6 protein-coding genes are annotated in these 18,291 nt (G+C 38.4%); 2 read left to right on the top strand and 4 right to left on the bottom strand.

Annotation, left to right across the window (positions count from 1 at the left end; all coding sequences use genetic code 11):
• Nucleotides 1–3 precede the first annotated feature (3 nt).
• The 4 genes from NXS00_RS17165 to NXS00_RS17150 form a co-directional block, all read right to left on the bottom strand.
• Entirely contained in the window at nt 4–1,098 is a 1,095-nt protein-coding gene (locus NXS00_RS17165) for a zinc-dependent metalloprotease (protein WP_258100482.1), read from the bottom strand.
• Nucleotides 1,095–11,072 (bottom strand): PKD domain-containing protein, encoded by a 9,978-nt coding sequence (locus NXS00_RS17160; protein WP_258100481.1) that lies wholly within the window; start codon nt 11,070–11,072, stop codon nt 1,095–1,097. The genes NXS00_RS17165 and NXS00_RS17160 overlap by 4 nt, the downstream gene beginning before the upstream one ends.
• A gap of 39 nt (nt 11,073–11,111) precedes the next feature.
• Nucleotides 11,112–13,175, bottom strand: coding sequence for a fibronectin type III domain-containing protein (locus NXS00_RS17155; RefSeq protein WP_258100480.1), 2,064 nt, complete (start codon nt 13,173–13,175; stop codon nt 11,112–11,114).
• A gap of 195 nt (nt 13,176–13,370) precedes the next feature.
• The gene (locus NXS00_RS17150) at nt 13,371–15,884 is read right to left on the bottom strand and encodes a triple tyrosine motif-containing protein (protein ID WP_258100479.1); all 2,514 of its coding nucleotides are present in this window, start codon (nt 15,882–15,884) and stop codon (nt 13,371–13,373) included.
• A 196-nt stretch (nt 15,885–16,080) separates the two neighbouring features.
• On the opposite strand from NXS00_RS17150, the gene NXS00_RS17145 reads away from it, so the two are divergent.
• Nucleotides 16,081–16,632, top strand: a complete 552-nt coding sequence (locus NXS00_RS17145; RefSeq protein WP_258100478.1) for an RNA polymerase sigma factor — start codon at nt 16,081–16,083, stop codon at nt 16,630–16,632.
• On the top strand, nt 16,633–18,117 hold the full coding sequence (locus NXS00_RS17140; protein WP_258100477.1) for a hypothetical protein: 1,485 nt from the start codon (nt 16,633–16,635) through the stop codon (nt 18,115–18,117).
• Nucleotides 18,118–18,291 lie beyond the last annotated feature (174 nt).

The following is an 18,291-nucleotide window of genomic DNA, read 5'->3' as shown; positions in this document are numbered from 1 at the left end:
TCCTCATTTCTTGTAAATCACTCTTTTGGTATAAATCCGTCCGCTTATGTCTATCTGCAGTATATATTGCCCATCAGCTGTAAAATCGGCTATTAAATTCCAGACTTCATTGGTCCTAGATAGTCGAGTCGGAATATTTCTCCCCACAATATCAAATACCTCAACTTGTACTTTATCATTTTCACGTACACTGATATGTATTTCGCCATTAGAAGGGTTTGGATAAACCTTTAACTGGCCAGCCAATTCTGATCGTAATACTGGTTGGTCATGTATATAATTTGGCAACTCAGTTAAGATGTAGTTTCGCATAAACTCTTTTTGCCCTGCTGAAAAGAAGGTCATGCATTGATCCTCAGCCAGATTCATAAAATTTTGAGTCATGTCCAAACTACCACAGCTAACATGGTCTAATTCACATTTTGTAATTGGTGAATCCATTTCCGGAGTATCTTCAATGTTATCACCATCACCACATCCATTCAATCCCCAGAGATGAGCTAATCCAAACCAATGTCCAATCTCATGAGTTAATGTCCTTCCACCATCGAAAGGATACTTAGCGGTGCCTTCTGTTCCGAAATATTCATAATCCAACACAACACCGACTTCCTCTATTGGATGGCTGGTCAACGACTGGCTATAACCAAGAGCATCTCCTCCCAGATCTGCCACCCAAATATTTAGAACCTCTCCAGAAAGGATAGCACTACTTCCACCCAAATCTTCATATTGCAGATCATTATTAACAAAATCACCGTGATTGGTCTTTTGACGGACTATTCCCTCCTCTGAAAATTGATCATGGTTCTGATCATATAAATAAAACTGCACTCGACAGTCCGCAGCAAGATCTTCGAATACTCCTATGGTTTCCCCAATATTCGAGTTTCGTCCATTAAAATCTTCATTGATCACGTTAAGCTGAGATAGAATCTGAGCATAGGAGATATTCTGGAGTTCGTTTTGATAAACGACATGAACAATGACAGGAACATACAACATCTGATCATTATCTTCTATCACGAATTCTAAACGATTGTGCGAACTGAATAATGATAAAAGAGGAAGAGCGATATGTAGATTAAATGCCATCATTTCATCTTAATAAATCGCATTTTCTTTATATCTGATCCAGCTCTCATGATCACGATGTAAGTGCCAGAAGCGTAGGTTGAAATATCCATCTGAAGGGCAACCTCCTTATTATCGAAAGCATGGTGAGCTACTAAAAATCCACTCAAGTCATAAACTTGAATATCTACTGTAGCCTCTGTTGTGAGTTCATATTCTAGATTAATGAATTCACTAGCAGGATTTGGATAAACCTTAAGTTCTTCGAAACCAACAAATTCTATTTTATCCTCTCCTGCCTCAAATGTTCTCGCTTCTACAACCTCAATATCCTTACTTACTTTATGCTCACATATACCATTTGAGACTGTAAGACTTACGGTATAGGTACCGATAGCCTGATACCTGTAAGTCATGTTAAACATGTAATCAGTTACAACACCATTACCAAGATCCCACTCAAACCAAACAGGTTCTGGCTCTGTCAATTGAATGAATTTAACTCGATCTCCTAATGCTACCACACTAGGCACTAAGAAACTCGCTTCTATACTCTCAGTAGTTGTAACTACATTCATGGCATCCGTCTCACTACATCCGAATGGATCAGAAACAGTTACATAATACAGTCCAGGAATTTCGCTATCAAAGAAACGATCAGTTCCTGTTTTACCATCTGGAGATTTCCATTCATAGCTATAATCCTCACCAGCCACCCCAGCATCCAGAGTAAATTCAGAACCTTCACAAACCAAATGTTCATCAGGTAAATCCAGGCCTAATGAAGGTCTAATGATGACTTCTATTTCATCTGTTTCAACACACCCGTATTCATTGGTCACCTCAACTTCGTATATCCCGGAAACACCCACATCGAGATATCTTCCTCCTTCTATTCCATTCCACTTATAAGATGTGAAGACACCAGCATCAAGTGTTACTTCTTCTCCATAACATAATTCTACATCTGGGCCAAGATCAGGATTTGGAAAATCAACGATCTCAACAAATGTGGAATCTATGATAGAGCACCCAGCTCTGGTTCTAATTTCTATCCAATAGGTTCCAGTAGTTGTGATGTCCAAATAAGGTCGAATCTCCCCGGTAGACCATAAAATTGCATTGTCAGGACTATCCACTTCAAGCCTTAAACTAGCACACCCCAAATAATAATCCTCAAGAACAGACTCCGGAAGCTCATTAATAGTGACATCAATCTCATCAGTATAATCACATCCTTCTGCTGTAGTGAGAGTCGCAGTATATGAGCCTGTTGTACTTATTGTGACCTGTGATGTCGTTTCACCGGTTGACCATAAATAAGCAACTGCCTCTTCCGTACTATTTGGAATCAAGGTTACTTCCTCTCCTTCACATAAATCAATGTCTTCACCAAGATCGAATTCAGGTAGAGGATTAACAATCATATCAATAGTATCTCTACTGAAACAAAAGTCATCACTCACAGTCTGCACCCAATAAGTTCCCGTTTCATTAATGGTGATAGTTGGTGAATCGTCACCTGTCGACCATTCAAACGAAGCCGCCTGAGCGTTCGGATCTAAAATAAATTCACCACACACTTCTAAATCTTCACCAAGATCCGCGTGATCATACTCGTATATCTCAACCTCAACAGAATCTATTGATACACACCCATTTTCACCGGTTACCCTTACCCAGTATGTCCCACTTTCAAATACCTCCAATATCTGATCTGAACTATTATCTGACCAGCGATATGCTTCACCATAAGATCCAGCATTAATAACAATAGATTCTGAGCAACTTTCCAGGTAATCTCCTAAATCAAGATATGGAGCATCTCGAACCTCCACATTTTTAGTGATATATTCAAGACAAGAGCTCTCGTTTGAAACTTCTAATCTTACTAAATAAGTCCCTGAGGAGATATAAGTATGAGCAGGTTCATATTCTGTAGATGTAGTACCGTCTCCGAAGTACCATAGGTAACTTAAAGAATCTGTTCCAGCGTATATCGAAGCATTCGTAAAACTGATTGAATTTCCTTCACAGGCGGTTCCAAAAGCAAAATTCGGTTGGATTCTCGGTGAAACAACCATTGTTTTAGAAGTACTCACAGAGCATCCTGTTTGATTAGTGATGGTTAATAAGACTTCAAAGCTCCCTGATGTACTAAATATCTTGGAAGGTGAAGCATTCACAGACGAAGTGCCATCACCAAAATTCCATGAATACGAAATATCATTTTCAACTCCAGTATAAGTAAATACAGTAGCTGCTCCGCTGCAGGCCTCTGTAAACTCAAAATCGATATCCAACTCGTCTAAAACAGTAACTGTGATCGTGTCGCTTAAACTACACCCGCCATAATTTACCTCTACGGCATATTCTCCAGTCTCTGCTATTTGAATAGTTTTAGTTGTATCACCTGTAGACCATTTATAAACAGCTCCCGCATTTTCAGCGTCTAATGTTATTTGAGACCCTGCGCAGATCACCTGATCAAAACCAAGATCTACAATTGGTGTCGTAGTTATGGTAACGGAAGTGGAATCAATTATGGAACAACCGTCTGCGCTATTGATTTGCACCCAATAATCTCCTGAATTCGTAATTTCAATGGATGATGATGTTTCTCCAGTGGACCAGACATATGAGCTACCAGCATTGTTGGCGAATAACTCGATACGTTCACATGCTGCATAAGTCTCTTCCAAAGGTGACTCAGGAAGCTCATTAACATACACATCAATGTCATCAGTATACTCACAACCATCAGTACTTATCAATACAACAGAATAATTTCCGGACTCGGAAACTTCTAAAATCTCCTCTGTTGATCCATCACTCCATGAATAACTATCAATGGCGATGGAACTATTAGGGTTTAATACTACAGATTCTCCTTCACAGAATTCCAACGGATCACCCAATTCAAATTCCGGCAATTCATGAATTGTTACTACAATGGTATCCGAAGCTGGACATAAATCAGCACTTCTTGTTTTTACCCAATAGGTTCCAGAGGTTTGAATATCGATTGTTGAAGAGGTTTGACCTGTAGACCACTCGTAAGAGGCAGCGACAGCAGATGGATTTAACTCTAGGGTTCCACAAGCCTCAATATCTGCTCCTAAATCAGGTTGGTCATATTCAAAGATTACCACTTCAGCTGTATCAGTGGCAAAACAACCATTAACATCTGTTACCATTACAGCATATGAACCACTAGTTGTCACCTCTAGAGTCTGCTGAATACTATTATCAGACCATAAATAGGTACTACCTATGTTCTCAGCATCAAGGATTGTACTTGATTCACATGTTTCAACATCGGCAATTGACACCTCAGGGCTTTCTAAAATATTAACCGCTTTGGAAATCGAAGCACTACACCCAAAATCATTGGTAACTTCTAATCGAACAACATAGGTATCAACTGAATTGAAGACATGACCCACAGAAGATCCAGACGCCGACTGACCATCACCGAAATACCATTGGAAACTTAAATTATCCAAACCTGCGTATGAAGAAGCTTGTAAAAATTCCATCTCAGCTCCTTCGCAGGCATTTGAAAAAGTAAAATCTGGGATAATCCCGGGAGTAATATCTACTGGCTTTGTTATTGTAGCACTACAGCCATTAGCATCTGTTATGGTCAGACTTACATATTGGATACCAGAAGAAGTAAAGATTTTTTGTGGAGAAGCTTGAACCGAAGTGGTTCCATCACCAAAATCCCACAAGTATTCCAAATTGGATTCAGAACCAGTATAATTAAAGTTGGTAGCTGCTCCACTACATACTCCATCAACTTCAAAATCATTGGACAACTCACCCTCAATGGTTACATAAACAGTATCTGAAACGCTACAGCTACCCAGCTCAACTAATACAGCATATTCACCGGATTGATTAACCGATATAGTTTGAGAAGTGGCTCCATTAGACCATAAATAGGTAGCACCTGAATTACCAGCATCCAATATCAGTTCTTCTCCAAAGCATAAACTTTGATCAGGTCCAAATTCTAGGGTTGGAGCTGTTTCCACTGTAATAACAACAGCATCGGATGTAGTACAACCATTTTGATCTGTAATATCTACCGAATAAGTACCAGAATTTATTATCTCTATGGTTGGTGAAGATGCTCCCGTTGACCAAAGGAATGTAGCTCCAGGAAATGCCCCAGGGTTAAGAATCACCGATTCACAAACTGTCCGGTCCAAACCTAAGTCTGCCTGAACTGTTGAATTCAAATGAACTGTCACTTCTTCAACTACTGGACAGCCACTAACTGAAGTGTAAGAAAGGCCAAGCAGCCTATCTGTATTTTCAGTATATGATTGGGTAGTCGCCAATGTGGTGTTAGAACCAACATCGTACCATCTATAGTTAGAATTTTCAACTCCTGCATCTAGAAGCATGGAACTACCACAAGTGAAAACATCCTCTGAATTGAAAATAGGATCAGAAGAAAGTACCGATATATTATCAGTATATGTTGCCTCACAGGCATTATTGAGAGTTAATGAAACTGAATAAATACCTGCAGCTTCATATAGGTGACTAGGATTTTTCTCAGAAGAATAATGACCATCACCAAAGTCCCATGTATAGTCTTCATTCGATGCATTTATCGAAGCATCTACGAAACTCACCACCTCTCCAAGACAAACATCTGACGCACTAAATGCTGGTGAAGGAATATCATCAACGCTAATACTTTTGGTAAAAGTATCAGTACAGCCATTTTCACCCGTGACTGTTAATAAGACCGAAAAATTTCCAGAAGAAGCATATGACTTATCAGGGTTCTCAATTGTAGATGTCGTTCCATCTCCAAAATCCCAGGCATAGGCAATGATGGCATTATCCAAATCATCTGAGAATGAGATATTCTGGAAGGCAACTGTACTATTTATACAAACTTCATTATCCGCTGTAAAACCAGCAATAGGAGTAGAAGCATCTACAACTTCTACTGTACCGGTTGAATTACAAGTTCCTGAAGAGGTTTCCAATTGGTACAATCCAGACTCGCTAACAAGCTGAGTTGAAGCACTCCCTAAAGTGGTGTTGGTAGTCAGATTCTTCCATACATAAGAGTCTGCATCGACATTACTCGTCAGCATAACCGTACTTCCTCTGCAGAGATCGATAGTTCCTCCCAAATCAATTGGATCTGAAGGTTCTTGAACATTAATGGTAATATCGTCAGAATAAGATTTCGAAGGATGGCCCGTTTCTGTCAAAACAGTTAACACCACATCTACTCGATAATTAGCAGATTCTGTCACTAACAACTCTGGCTCTGTGACATCCAGTGAAGCTCCATCCTTAAACCACGAATAACTAATATCAGACCCCGGAGGAGCATCCAATACAGTCGCATCCAAAAGATACTCTCCACATACAGTTAAATCACCGCCCAATTCATTTGGGATAAGATTATAAACCGTAATTGAACCGCTAGAATCACATCCTTCAGGACTTTCAATTGTCAGGTGATATACTCCGTATTCACTTACTTCAAGTGTTGGGTTGGTTGAAACTTCACCATCCTTATCAAACCATCTAAAGATTGATCCAGCCGGAATATAGCTGAGAGGATCAGCTGCAGGGTCAATCAAATAGGAACCACTTACTGACAAGACATATTCGTCAAGATCGAACTCGGGTTTTCGATAGATTTCAACTGATTTAGTGAGAGAAGCCGCACACCCTTTAGTTGTCTCAACTGTAAGTGTAATATTATAAGAACCATATGTATTATAGGTGTGATCAGGGCTTTGCTCTTTGGAAGTATTCCCATCTCCAAAATCCCAATAATATGACTTGATAAACGCACCTGCATCAAGCGTTGTATTGTTTATGAAGCTTATGACATTTCCATCACAAACAGGGGAGAAATCAAATGCCACTTCAGGAACTGGTCTTACATGTATTGTATTTTCTAAAGTGTATTCACAGCCTTCTTCAGTTGTGACTGTTAAGATCACTGGATAACTGCCGCTGTTTGCGTAGCTATATGTGGGATTTGGTAATATAGATGATTGCCCATCTCCAAAATCCCAACTATAATCTAATACTCCACTATTTGGATCAATTGTGTTGTTAATGAAATAGATAAGTTCATTTTCACAGGCACCTGTAATGATATCATTGTCTTCATTTTCAAAGTGAAAAGAACCTGTAGGCTTAGGATGAATAGTAATACTTTGACTTTCGGATAGTATACATTCATTTGGGCCTTCAACACTCAATGTAATTACATAAGTACCTGGCTGGCTATACGTTTTATCCGGGTTAAATAAGGTTGAGCCTGTACTATCACCAAAATCCCAAGTATATTTCAAGGTTCCTCCTCCTGCAATGACCGTGTTATTCACCAAACCTATTGACTGATCTTCACATGAGGATGCAAAGTCAAAATCCACAATAGGATTGGGATAAACTGTGACATCAGAAGAATAAGAGTCACTACAACCTGATGAAGATGTCACTGTGAGCGTGACAGTGTAAATACCATGGTTTGTAAATGATTTATCAGGGTTCTGCAAACTCGAGCTTGTACCATCTCCAAAATCCCACAGATAATCAACAATATGATCACCTTGAGATGCATTCACCTGACTCTGGAAGGTAATCTCCTCATCTTCACAAACCTGACTTTTTGACACTGTGAATCCTGATTCAGGGGCAGGATATATTGAAACCTTAACTATAGTCGAAGACTCACAAGAATCCTTTTTTATATCCAAACGATAGGTATCTGCTAAAGAAGCATGGTAAACAGAATCTGTACCCACTACTTCTTGCTTTGAATTATACCAGGTCCAGGTGGTATTGCCTCCATATACATTGCTTTGAAGAATGGCTATTTCACCTTCACAAATCGATTTGTCTCCTCCTAAATCAAGGATCGGTGGACTATCTACCGAAACCTGGATAGTATCCCGATGAATATAATCAGCTCCGTTATATCTAAATACAACTTCAGAGACATATTCCCCACTCTCAATAGCTTCAATTCTTGCTTCATTAGCAAAAGGTGCTCCATCATAATACCACTTGTAGGTTAGAGTTCCTTCTGTTGTTGGATAATGGTTTACCGTGGCATTCAGCTCTACGTTATCACAATCAGACTTTTCAGAAGGAAAATCGTGTGGAGCCACAATGAAGACATTAATTGTTTGCGCATCATAACAACCGTCAACAGTGTAGATATGAAAGTTATAATTATCTGACTCTTCAGCTAATAAGTTGGAAGAAGTCGAAACCGTATCATTTTTGTAAATCCAATAAAAAGACCCTGTACTTAGATTCGGATAGCTACCTGTTACTACAGGATCAAGCTCATAACTTCCTGTCATCGATATAGCATAAGAAGGTAAGTCAATATTTGTAGCTCTGCTGATTGTAACTGTTCTGGTAGTATCATCTGTACAGCCAGCTATGCTATCTGTTACTGTGAGTAATACATCATAAGAATATTGGTTATCTGTAGGAAATTCATGAGATGGGTTTTGTAATTCAGAGGTTTCCCCCGATCTAAATATCCAGTCAAACAAGTAATCTCTATTAGGGTCTTCATACCCATAGAAATTAACTGCATCTCCATCACAAGTAGCATCAAACTGGAAACTTGCTAAGGGATTTTCATGAATTGTGAAAATACTGTCTGTTAATATTTCATTTCTACATCCATGGTCTGACCATAGTTCTTGCACAATGTTATAGTTACCTGAGGATGCAAAGGAATGATTGGCTGTCACATCATCGCTATATTCATAATCACCAAAGTTCCAACTCACCGAATCAATAGAACCGCTCTGTATGAATGAGTTACTCTGGAATTGAATTTGCTCATCAATGCATGCATCCCAAACAGGATAGCCGCCTGGATCATACATAAACAATTGATCTCCTTCTGGTGCTGGGTGAATCAACACTGATCGAATCGAATCATCTACACAGCCAAATTCTGTGGTAGTCGTTAAAGTTATATTATAGGAAGTTGATATGTCTGGAGTGAAACTATGGTCTGGAGACGCTAAAGTGGTATCTTCTCCATCACCAAACTCCCATAAATAAGTCAATGGGCCGTTGCGAGGCTCAAAACTTTCATTATTCATTGTGATTTCAACCCCCTCACAAACCCCGACACCTGTTTCATCAAATGTTCCTCCATCAATTAACATCTCAAATGATGCTGTTGGAAGAGGTTTTATATCTATTAGTTCGGTAGTATCGTTTACACAGTTTCTTGCATCTGTAACTTGTAAGTATACTGATTTGACACCTTCAGTATTGTAAGTGTAAGTTGGTGTTCGAATACTTGAAGTTCCTCCGGATTCAAATTCCCAACTGTAAGTTAACTGCGAAGTAGAGGTCTGACCTCCTGCCTGAACATCTGTACCATAGCTATTATTAATTATTTCCAAGGCAGAACCTTGACAAACCGTATCTTTAAGATCAAACGAAACAAATGGCAACTCATTTACCAGAACATCATAACTATCCTCATCAGAACAGTTGTGTTGGTTTGTTACAATCAAAGTGACATTGTATGCATAGCTAGTATCAGAAAACACATGACTAGTTACTTCATCACTTGATGTATTACTCGAGCTTAATTCATCATCGAAATTCCAGTCATATATCAATGTACCTGCCTCGCCATTAAGAGAACTTGCGGATCCATCAAAAACAACAGTATCCAAATCACATACGCTTGTTGGATATTCAAATGAGGCTGTTGGGTATTCAATAAGATCCAAGATGTAAGTGACCTCTTGCTGACAACCATTTATACTTCTTTCAAACAATTTAATCGTCTCTAAGTCACCATTATTGGTTTCGTCAGACAAGTCTGTATTGTCAATGGTTAGACTACTAGCATAGGTAGTATCTCCCTGATAGATCCATCTTACAAAATGTTCATCTGATGACAGTATTAGCTCAGAAGCATCACAAATACTAATAGTATCTCCATCCAAAACATCTGATTGAGAGGTTGTTGGTATAGCATCAGGTACTTCATCACAATCTTTTTTAGCCAACACCAACTCCAATTCCTGGTCAGGAACGAAAGAAAAATCTTCCACCCGAATCAAAGAGTCAGAAATTGTACCAAAAGTCTCAAGACGTACCCATGCTTCAACATCAGTAGTATCTCTGACATATATTGCCAGAGGTGTATCTATATTCTCAACCTCATCCTGGTAATAGTTGAATCTAAGCTCTGGAATGGTAATTAGGTCAATATTTTGTCCCTCATCTAGAGGAACATGTATTGTGTAATAGCGCTTAGAATGAAAAGAGCCATCCGTCACAGAGAATTTATCTTGATCATCATAGACACGCTTAATTTTCAATTCTGGCAAACTTGAACTTCCATCTAGAATAAAACCCAATCCAGTACCTCTGAAATTTACTTCATTAACTCCTGTGGAATCATAGTAACTAGGAAAAGTTAAAACACCAGTCCCGCTGAACGTATGATTAACACTTTCATTAATAATGGCTTCTCCTACTGTCGCACTTACTTGATACTCTTCATATTCTATATTTTTTTCATTGAGCAAAATAGAGCCTCCTGCCAAATCAATGTAGGACTGCACCTCCAAGTCATCTCCCAACGTCAAATTCACTGATCCAGACAATGTCAGAGAAGGAACATATAATGATCCATGATCCCCATCAATACTTACGTTTCCTCCGGTCATAATCAATGACCCATAATCATTAGGATCATTTTTCTGATCAGCATTCAATAACTTATTTTCAGAGTTATTGATAAAATCTCCACCTAGCACTAATTTTCCATTCAGCAATAGGTAACGCTGTGTACCATCAGAGTCATCTTGATAGTCACCCGAAATGTACAATTGAGCCTTTTCTGAAATAGTTAGTTGAGTTTCTTTATTATAAAGATTCGTCTGGCCAAAAAGCATCTGGGCCATGGTCAGTAATACTAACGATATGACAACCGAGACTAGACGCATAGCAAATTAGTAGATGTTAGTGGGTAGAAGCAGCTCATATCAATTCATTCTAGTTTCTAGGATTTCTGAATAAATCACCTGACCTGATGTGGTATAGGCTCGTACCTGATAGAAATATTCCTTTCCCTTTTCTACCCGATCATTGTAGCTAAATTTTTCATCTAGAACGTTGGTTAAAGGCTTCACTACACGTTTACTCGGACCTCTGAAGACCATGTATCCTTTGATGGAATTATCATCAATCAGATTCCACTCTAGTCGATTGGTTTTCGCTCTTTTCTTTGTCTTTATTTTCAGAGTTAAACTTTCTTCTACTTCTTTTAATTGATACCAAAAAGCTGAAGAACTCTGCTCTTTAACAGATTTATTACCTGTTTGATCCACTGCTTGCATGACATAGAAATATTCTTGATTTGGATTAGCAGATCGATCTGTGTAACGTGTTGAAAAAGTTGGTAGAGGTTCTAAATTTATCTGTCTGAATTCTCCTTTTGCACTATCTGCACGGAGCACATTGTAACCAGACAAATCCAATTCAACATTTCGCGTCCAGTTGATAACTATACCCTCCTCAGTGTAGTCAATGCTCTCAATGAATGGTTGCTCCGGCGGAGTGACATCTGGAAGTACGGCTGTAGCAAACTCAGAATCTGGACTTCTATTAAACGAGGTATCTATAGCAACAATGTAATAATAGAAGTCATTCTTCACTACTTTAGGCAACACCTGAACATAAACGTTTGAATCAATCGGGTCACCATTCATCAGGACGTAATTCCCTTTCAAATTGGCATCAACAGTTCGATAGATGTAGTAACCAAATAAATCGGGCTCCTCATTCATTTGCCAACGCAAAATGAATCTCCCTGTATCCGATTCTATTGTTAAACCTTCAGGTTTAGCTGGAGGGAATACATCTTGTGCTTCTACGAACGCCAAAGAGGATCGAATGGGATTATTAGAATGATCGACAGCCTCAACCGTGTAATAATAAGGACCTGGCACCTCTAGCCTTTCTCTAAAACTGCGCACACTTTCACCTATTAATGCGGCATTTACTTTCTTATATGGACCTGTGCTAAGTGAAGATCGATAAACATTAAATCCTTTGAAATCAGGAACTAGATCTTGTTCCCAAGTAAGAATAACTCGTAATGAATCTGCATTCCCTTGAACATTGTATGGAACTGGTGGAGGTGTTGTGTCATCATAGGTCATAGTGATGCCCTCTGACAGTTTTGTTTCTTCCCCAAAATAATCCACACCTTCAACGAAAAAGCTATATGTTTCAAGCTCTTTGAATCCATTTGCCTTGAACATAGGGTCTGGATAAGCATAGGTTCCTGTACTATCCGGAACCATACTTAAGATAACAGGCTGACTATTTAACTGAGTAGTATCACTATTTGAATCAACCGCAAATAAGTTTACTCCATAAAAAGACTGCTCATCTTGCGCCCAATTAATTGCAACAATTTTGCCATCCTGAAACAATTCAACACCAGAAACAGGTTCTGCTTTTTGGTAGACCGATGATTGTATTGGCCTTGATTGATTCAAAAATCTTTCACTGCCACCTTTAATCACGCCAACTCGATATTCATAAGATACTCCATAGCGAACCCCACTATCATTGTAGAAGATTCCTAAAAAGCTAGCCAGCTGATTACTTTCGAACGTTTTAAGCAGTAAGTTCAGGTATAAGAATTCTTCCTTAAGATCCTCAGGAGATTTAGTAACAACATCAACCAAAAAGTCAATTTCTGGATCAGCAGCTCTTACTCCTGCCGGCATCACTCCTCTTGTGATTGGCGAATTATTTATTTTATTCCATGCTAAAGCACCTAACTCTCTTCGGTAGAGATTAAACCCTTCTGGATTTAGAATATCATCACTGAACCATTTGACCTGAATAACTGGTCGCTCAGAAGTAGCTGATGGTGCATTTCTAACAAACACAAAGGAAGGTGCTTGAGAAAAACCAGAAAAAGGCACCAAAAGAACGCATAACAGCATGGCTATTAGATAATATTTTCTAATAACGTTGTTAAACGCAAGTAGACTTGCTACGTATTTTGGCGGTTCTTCGGTGATGTTAGTCATTAGGCCGGCTGGGTTGGTTGGGTGACAACTAAGCTCGTTTACAGCTTATTCCGTCATGTAAAATAGCTGTATTTGCAAGAATAAATCAAATTTTATCTAAAACAAATACTATTTGATTGATTTTTACCGCTTAATAAATTTGAATACCTATCGTAAGACTAAATTACCATTTATAAGAAACAGGAAACCAACCCTCTATTCAGAATCCTTTGAAATCGTTTCTTTTGGTCGTTTAATCTTAACTAATACCTTCCCGCTTTTAATGATTCGTTTGAGTAAAATCTCCAATGGAAAAATCACTAGGGCGATGCATAGGTTCACCAAGAAGTCGATAAAAGGTGAGGTAGCAAACTGCACATAAGATCCTGCTGCAGACTGAAGTGTTTCGATAATGATGACTATAGTCAATACTGTCAAGCCCTCGGTAAGGAATCTGTTCGATGCTTTTGCCTGGTTTAGTCTAGTGGAAATCAATACCAAACTTGCAAAAAAGACTACCTCTAAGAAATAAAACCAGGTAGTTTGCCAGTACGGTGGATCTACCACCAGTAATATTGGATCAATGTTCTGAACTCTTCCAAAAACATCTCTAGATCTCACTTTTAATGTATACTTTCCCTCAGGCAAGAAATTTAAATTGATTCGGTTATTATCAGACCAATCAGACCAATCTTCATCCATACCCTCAAGTTGATACTGATACTCTACTTTCAATAATCCCAAATAATCTGGCTGGGTGACTTCCGCTTTGAGATAGTTTTGGTCATAATCCAAATGAACCTGCTTCAGATAAGGCGTATAGGAGGACTTGGCAAATAGATGTTTGTAGAAAATATTGCTATTATACATTGTGTCATCAGAGTCCTTAGGGTGATAGTAGTAAAACTTGTTATCACTATTGATAAAGTAAACTCCACCATCTGCACCTAAGTGAATTGACCTTAAGTCTGGGAATAAACTTAAATAAGGATACGTAGTGGCTTCAGCATTTTCATCGACATGCTGCCAAAGCTTTCCATCAAAAACCCAAAATCCTCCATTTGGATCTTCTAAATGCTGGGATGGTTTACCAAGTTTTGAAGATAAATCTTCATCCAAAATCAATTCATTCTTTTGATAATTGTATTTGAAATATCCCTGACTCGTGATAAAATACAACCCTTCCTTGAGTTCGCAGATAGTAGGAGTCTCCATAAAACTGTTAGAAAAATCCACTTCCGCTAACTCTGAAGCACCTTGATATGTAAGCCCTACACCTCTCAATTTCTCTGTCCCTACTAGCCAAACCATAGATTTACGATCTCCAAAAGCAGTGACAACTACATTTTCATCCAATCCAAATGGCAGTTCGGTGTACACTCCATTCCTATATACAAAACGACTAACTTTAAAATTGTCAACCGTCACAAATTCAGAAGTTCGAGGAAGAGACTCGATATGACTAACCGGCTCTCTTGCGATTTTCTTCAATCGAGCACTATCATATTCAAAAAGGCCTTCATTGCTACCTACTAACAATATCCCATTGTGAATTTGAAGATCGTTCACCTTGTTAGTTATACCAGAAATTCGTTTATAAATCCACTTTACTTCCTTTAGAATCGGCTTATTATTAGACTCACCACTCTTTTTGGAATCATCCTCCAGCCTCTTGCCTACCACTTTCATTTCGAAAACACTATCAGGCATAGATTTAAAAAGTCCTGAACTGGTGCCTATTAAAACTTCTCCATTGTGCTCTATAGAAGTGATCAAATTACCTTGTAAGCCTTCTTGATTACTCAGACATGAAATAGGAGAATTTGGATCTACTCGACTAAACCCAAATTGATGTGCAAACCATACTCCATGATTCCAATCAACCTCTATTGCTTGCACCTCATTATCAGGCAATCCCGTATGGTAATTAATCTGACCAACTTCTTCCAGGGTTTCGATATTGAATAACAGGCTCCCATTATTTCTACTGCTTACAACGAAAATGCTATCGTTGACCCACATAAAATCAGAAGCTTCAAAGTTCAAATCTATTAACTGTAATCGGTCATTTGACTGATAATATAGATCTCCATCATAACCCAAAATGATTGTACTTTTCTTTCTGGTTTCTACCTTAATCGGCAATAAGGAACCACCAAACAAGTTCGCTTCTTTATAGCTGTTCCCATTCCATTCGTATGTGGCAATTCGTGTAGTAATGTAATATTGACCTTCATAATGAATGACCGATTCAATTGTCCATCGATCCGGAGATTTATAAACTGACGAATTGTTTGTAGCAGGATGATAAACGCTGATGATATCTCCATTAACAAAAAGCAAACTATCTCCAGCGTCATAGATATTGCGAAACTGATGGTTGATCAATGAATCCGACCCTAATTCCACATATTTCAAACCTGATTCAGTAAGTGCCAACTTACCATAGCCACCCATTGCACCTACATAAATCTCATTATGGTGATCTACCAATACTGAAAATGTGGCAGAAGGGGTCTCAATGTAATCCCAATAAACACCATCGTAACGAAGCAATCCAGAACTAGTAGCCGCATACATCAGCCCTACATGATCAAAAGTAAGATCATATGCTTTGAAATCAAGTCCTTTAATATTTGCCTTGTGATGTGTGATTGGGAAATCACCTTTTTGCCCATAAAGCACCAACGTACACAACAGTGCAAGAATGGCGGCAAATGATTTGAACATAGCGAGTAGAAATTGGTGGTAAAAAATACTCAAACCAAAGGTCTGAGTTCATGCAAGATAGCTCTTATTCAAAAGAAGGAAAATGGGTAAAATGTTTTGGAAAGATTAAATTTCTTCTTGTATTTATTTATCGTCAGGCAACCTTTTCATTAAAACCCAAGGTACTGACTATAACTGGCCTGAACTCAACCACAGATTGCATCTTGACAATCAACATATCGCCTCCACTCTGAAAGGGTGCGCTCAACAAAAGCGTGAAGCCCAGAAAATCCTGTACAAGGAGTTTCATGGCTATTGCATGAGCGTATGCCTCAGATATGGCCAGACAAGAGATGATGCTGTGGAAATTATGAATGATGGATTTTTAAAAGTCTTTAAATACATCAAAACATTTGATACGAAACAGCCATTTAAGCCATGGATCAGAAAAATTATGATTAATAGTGCTTTAGATCATGTGAAGAAATATCAACTCAAATTGGAACAATTAGAAATAGAGGCGGGGATCAGAGAAATGGTGCAGGAGTCGCAATTAGATTCTCTGAACTATGAAGATCTCCTTGAACTCATTAGAAAACTACCAATTGCCTATAGAACTGTGTTTAATCTTCACGCAATTGAAGGTTATAAACATGAAGAAATCGCTGAGATGCTGGAGATTTCTATAGGAACTTCTAAAAGCAACTACCATAAAGCAAAGAAAAAACTACAGGAACTACTAAAAATCTATTTTGAAGTGGAAAGCTAAGTGAGCGAGGAAAATAACCATATCGAACAATTCTTTAAAAAGCACCTTGAGGTTGAGCAAACTTCTTTCATGGAAGAAGACTGGACTAAAATGGAGGCCTTATTAGATGCAGAAGGGTTAGGGGCATCTACTACTGATGATGGCGGAATCGGTATAAGAAGAGGTCTGGTTATTTTACTCCTCGCAACAAGTCTCGCTTTTATTTTGGGATGGTTCTTGAAAGACTCTTTTCAAAGTCAGTCAAAAGATACAACATCCAACCAAGGCTCACAGGAAGTTTCATTAGCGGATGAGCAATCTTCTCAGGATTCAGAATTGATTGCGAATAAAAAGGCCACTTTAATTGCATCGAAGGAAGCTGAAGAGAATTCAACATCTAGACCAGTCTCATCAGAAGAGAATCAAATTTTAGATAGCGATCAATCACAAAAGAATCTTGAAGGCACCTCCTCGAAAAATCCGTCTTCATCCACCAAATCAGAAGTAATAATTAGCAAATCTACCAATGCAAAAACGGCAGATTTACATTCAGTTGATAATGAATTGAATGTAAAATCCGCAGAAGAAAACACTCCTGATTCAGTGAATAAGACAAACAGCACCTCTTCCTATGTATCACCATCATCAAACAGACCATTAACCAAATCAAATGACCAACAGGATTCTGTAGAAGGACTATTTCCTTTTCAATCAAACAAAACGGAAGAAAATTCTGCGACCTTATCAGAACAGGTGTACTTTCCTATTTATTCTATCGAATCACTAGATTCAGAATCTAAAGCTTTTATAATTCCTTTTAATACTCCTGACAGTATTGAGAATTATTTATGGTCCGGTTCACTACCGGACTCTTCAAGTTCCAAAATGACTCAATGGAATCGAATCGCTATTGGTTTGGCATACGCTCCTGATTTCAATAGCCTAAATTTTAAAGGAAAATTAAGAGCGACCAATAAGGTAGGGTTGCGAATATTTTGGAAACCGCTCAGCAGATTCGAACTACAATCAGGAGTATTCTTCAACAAGAAAAAATACACTTCTCCTGGCGAAGAATATCATCCACCAGCAGGTTATTGGGGACAAAATACTGGAGGACTTGTACCTACCTGGGTCAACGGATCTTGCTCAGTTATTGATATCCCAGTCACCGTAGGATTTGACTTTATTCAGTCACGAAAATGGAATTGGAAAATCAACGGAGGTCTTAGTAACTACTTCCTATTAGATGAAGAATATCAATATCAGTTTAATCAGCCTAACCCAACATATTCTCAGGGTTGGAAAACTGATGAAAATACTACGTTAATGTGGTCAATTATGAATGCGTCTGTTGCTGGAGAGTTTTTATGGCGTTCAAAAACTTCTCTGGTGATAGAACCATTCATTCAGATGCCTTTGCAAGAAATCGGCTGGGCTCAAGTTTCACTTTATGGTTACGGAGTTTTGTTTACTGTCAAGCAAAACCTGTTTACACAAACACCTTAAGATTTTGTAATTAAACAGTATCAAATATGAAGTAAAGATCAAAAAACTAACATGTGTTAGACAGGATTTCTATGTCTAAAATAGTTGCGAAACTTATTCCATCTACTTAACTATCAATTAGTTATAAATGTCGGAAAATGACAAATCACCTTTGAAAACACATGAAATTGTCGG

The sequence above is a fragment of the Marinoscillum pacificum genome, assembly GCF_024714495.1.
GTDB classification, from domain to species: domain Bacteria; phylum Bacteroidota; class Bacteroidia; order Cytophagales; family Cyclobacteriaceae; genus Marinoscillum; species Marinoscillum pacificum.
The sequence above is the reverse complement of the archived record's forward strand: the minus strand, read 5'-3'. Positions and strand labels throughout refer to the sequence as shown.

Coding starts and splice junctions, on each gene's coding strand:
- NXS00_RS17165 (WP_258100482.1), bottom strand. CDS start 1,098: ATGATGGCATTTAATCTACATATCGCTCTTCCTCTTTTATCATTATTC.
- NXS00_RS17160 (WP_258100481.1), bottom strand. CDS start 11,072: ATGCGTCTAGTCTCGGTTGTCATATCGTTAGTATTACTGACCATGGCC.
- NXS00_RS17155 (WP_258100480.1), bottom strand. CDS start 13,175: ATGACTAACATCACCGAAGAACCGCCAAAATACGTAGCAAGTCTACTT.
- NXS00_RS17150 (WP_258100479.1), bottom strand. CDS start 15,884: ATGTTCAAATCATTTGCCGCCATTCTTGCACTGTTGTGTACGTTGGTG.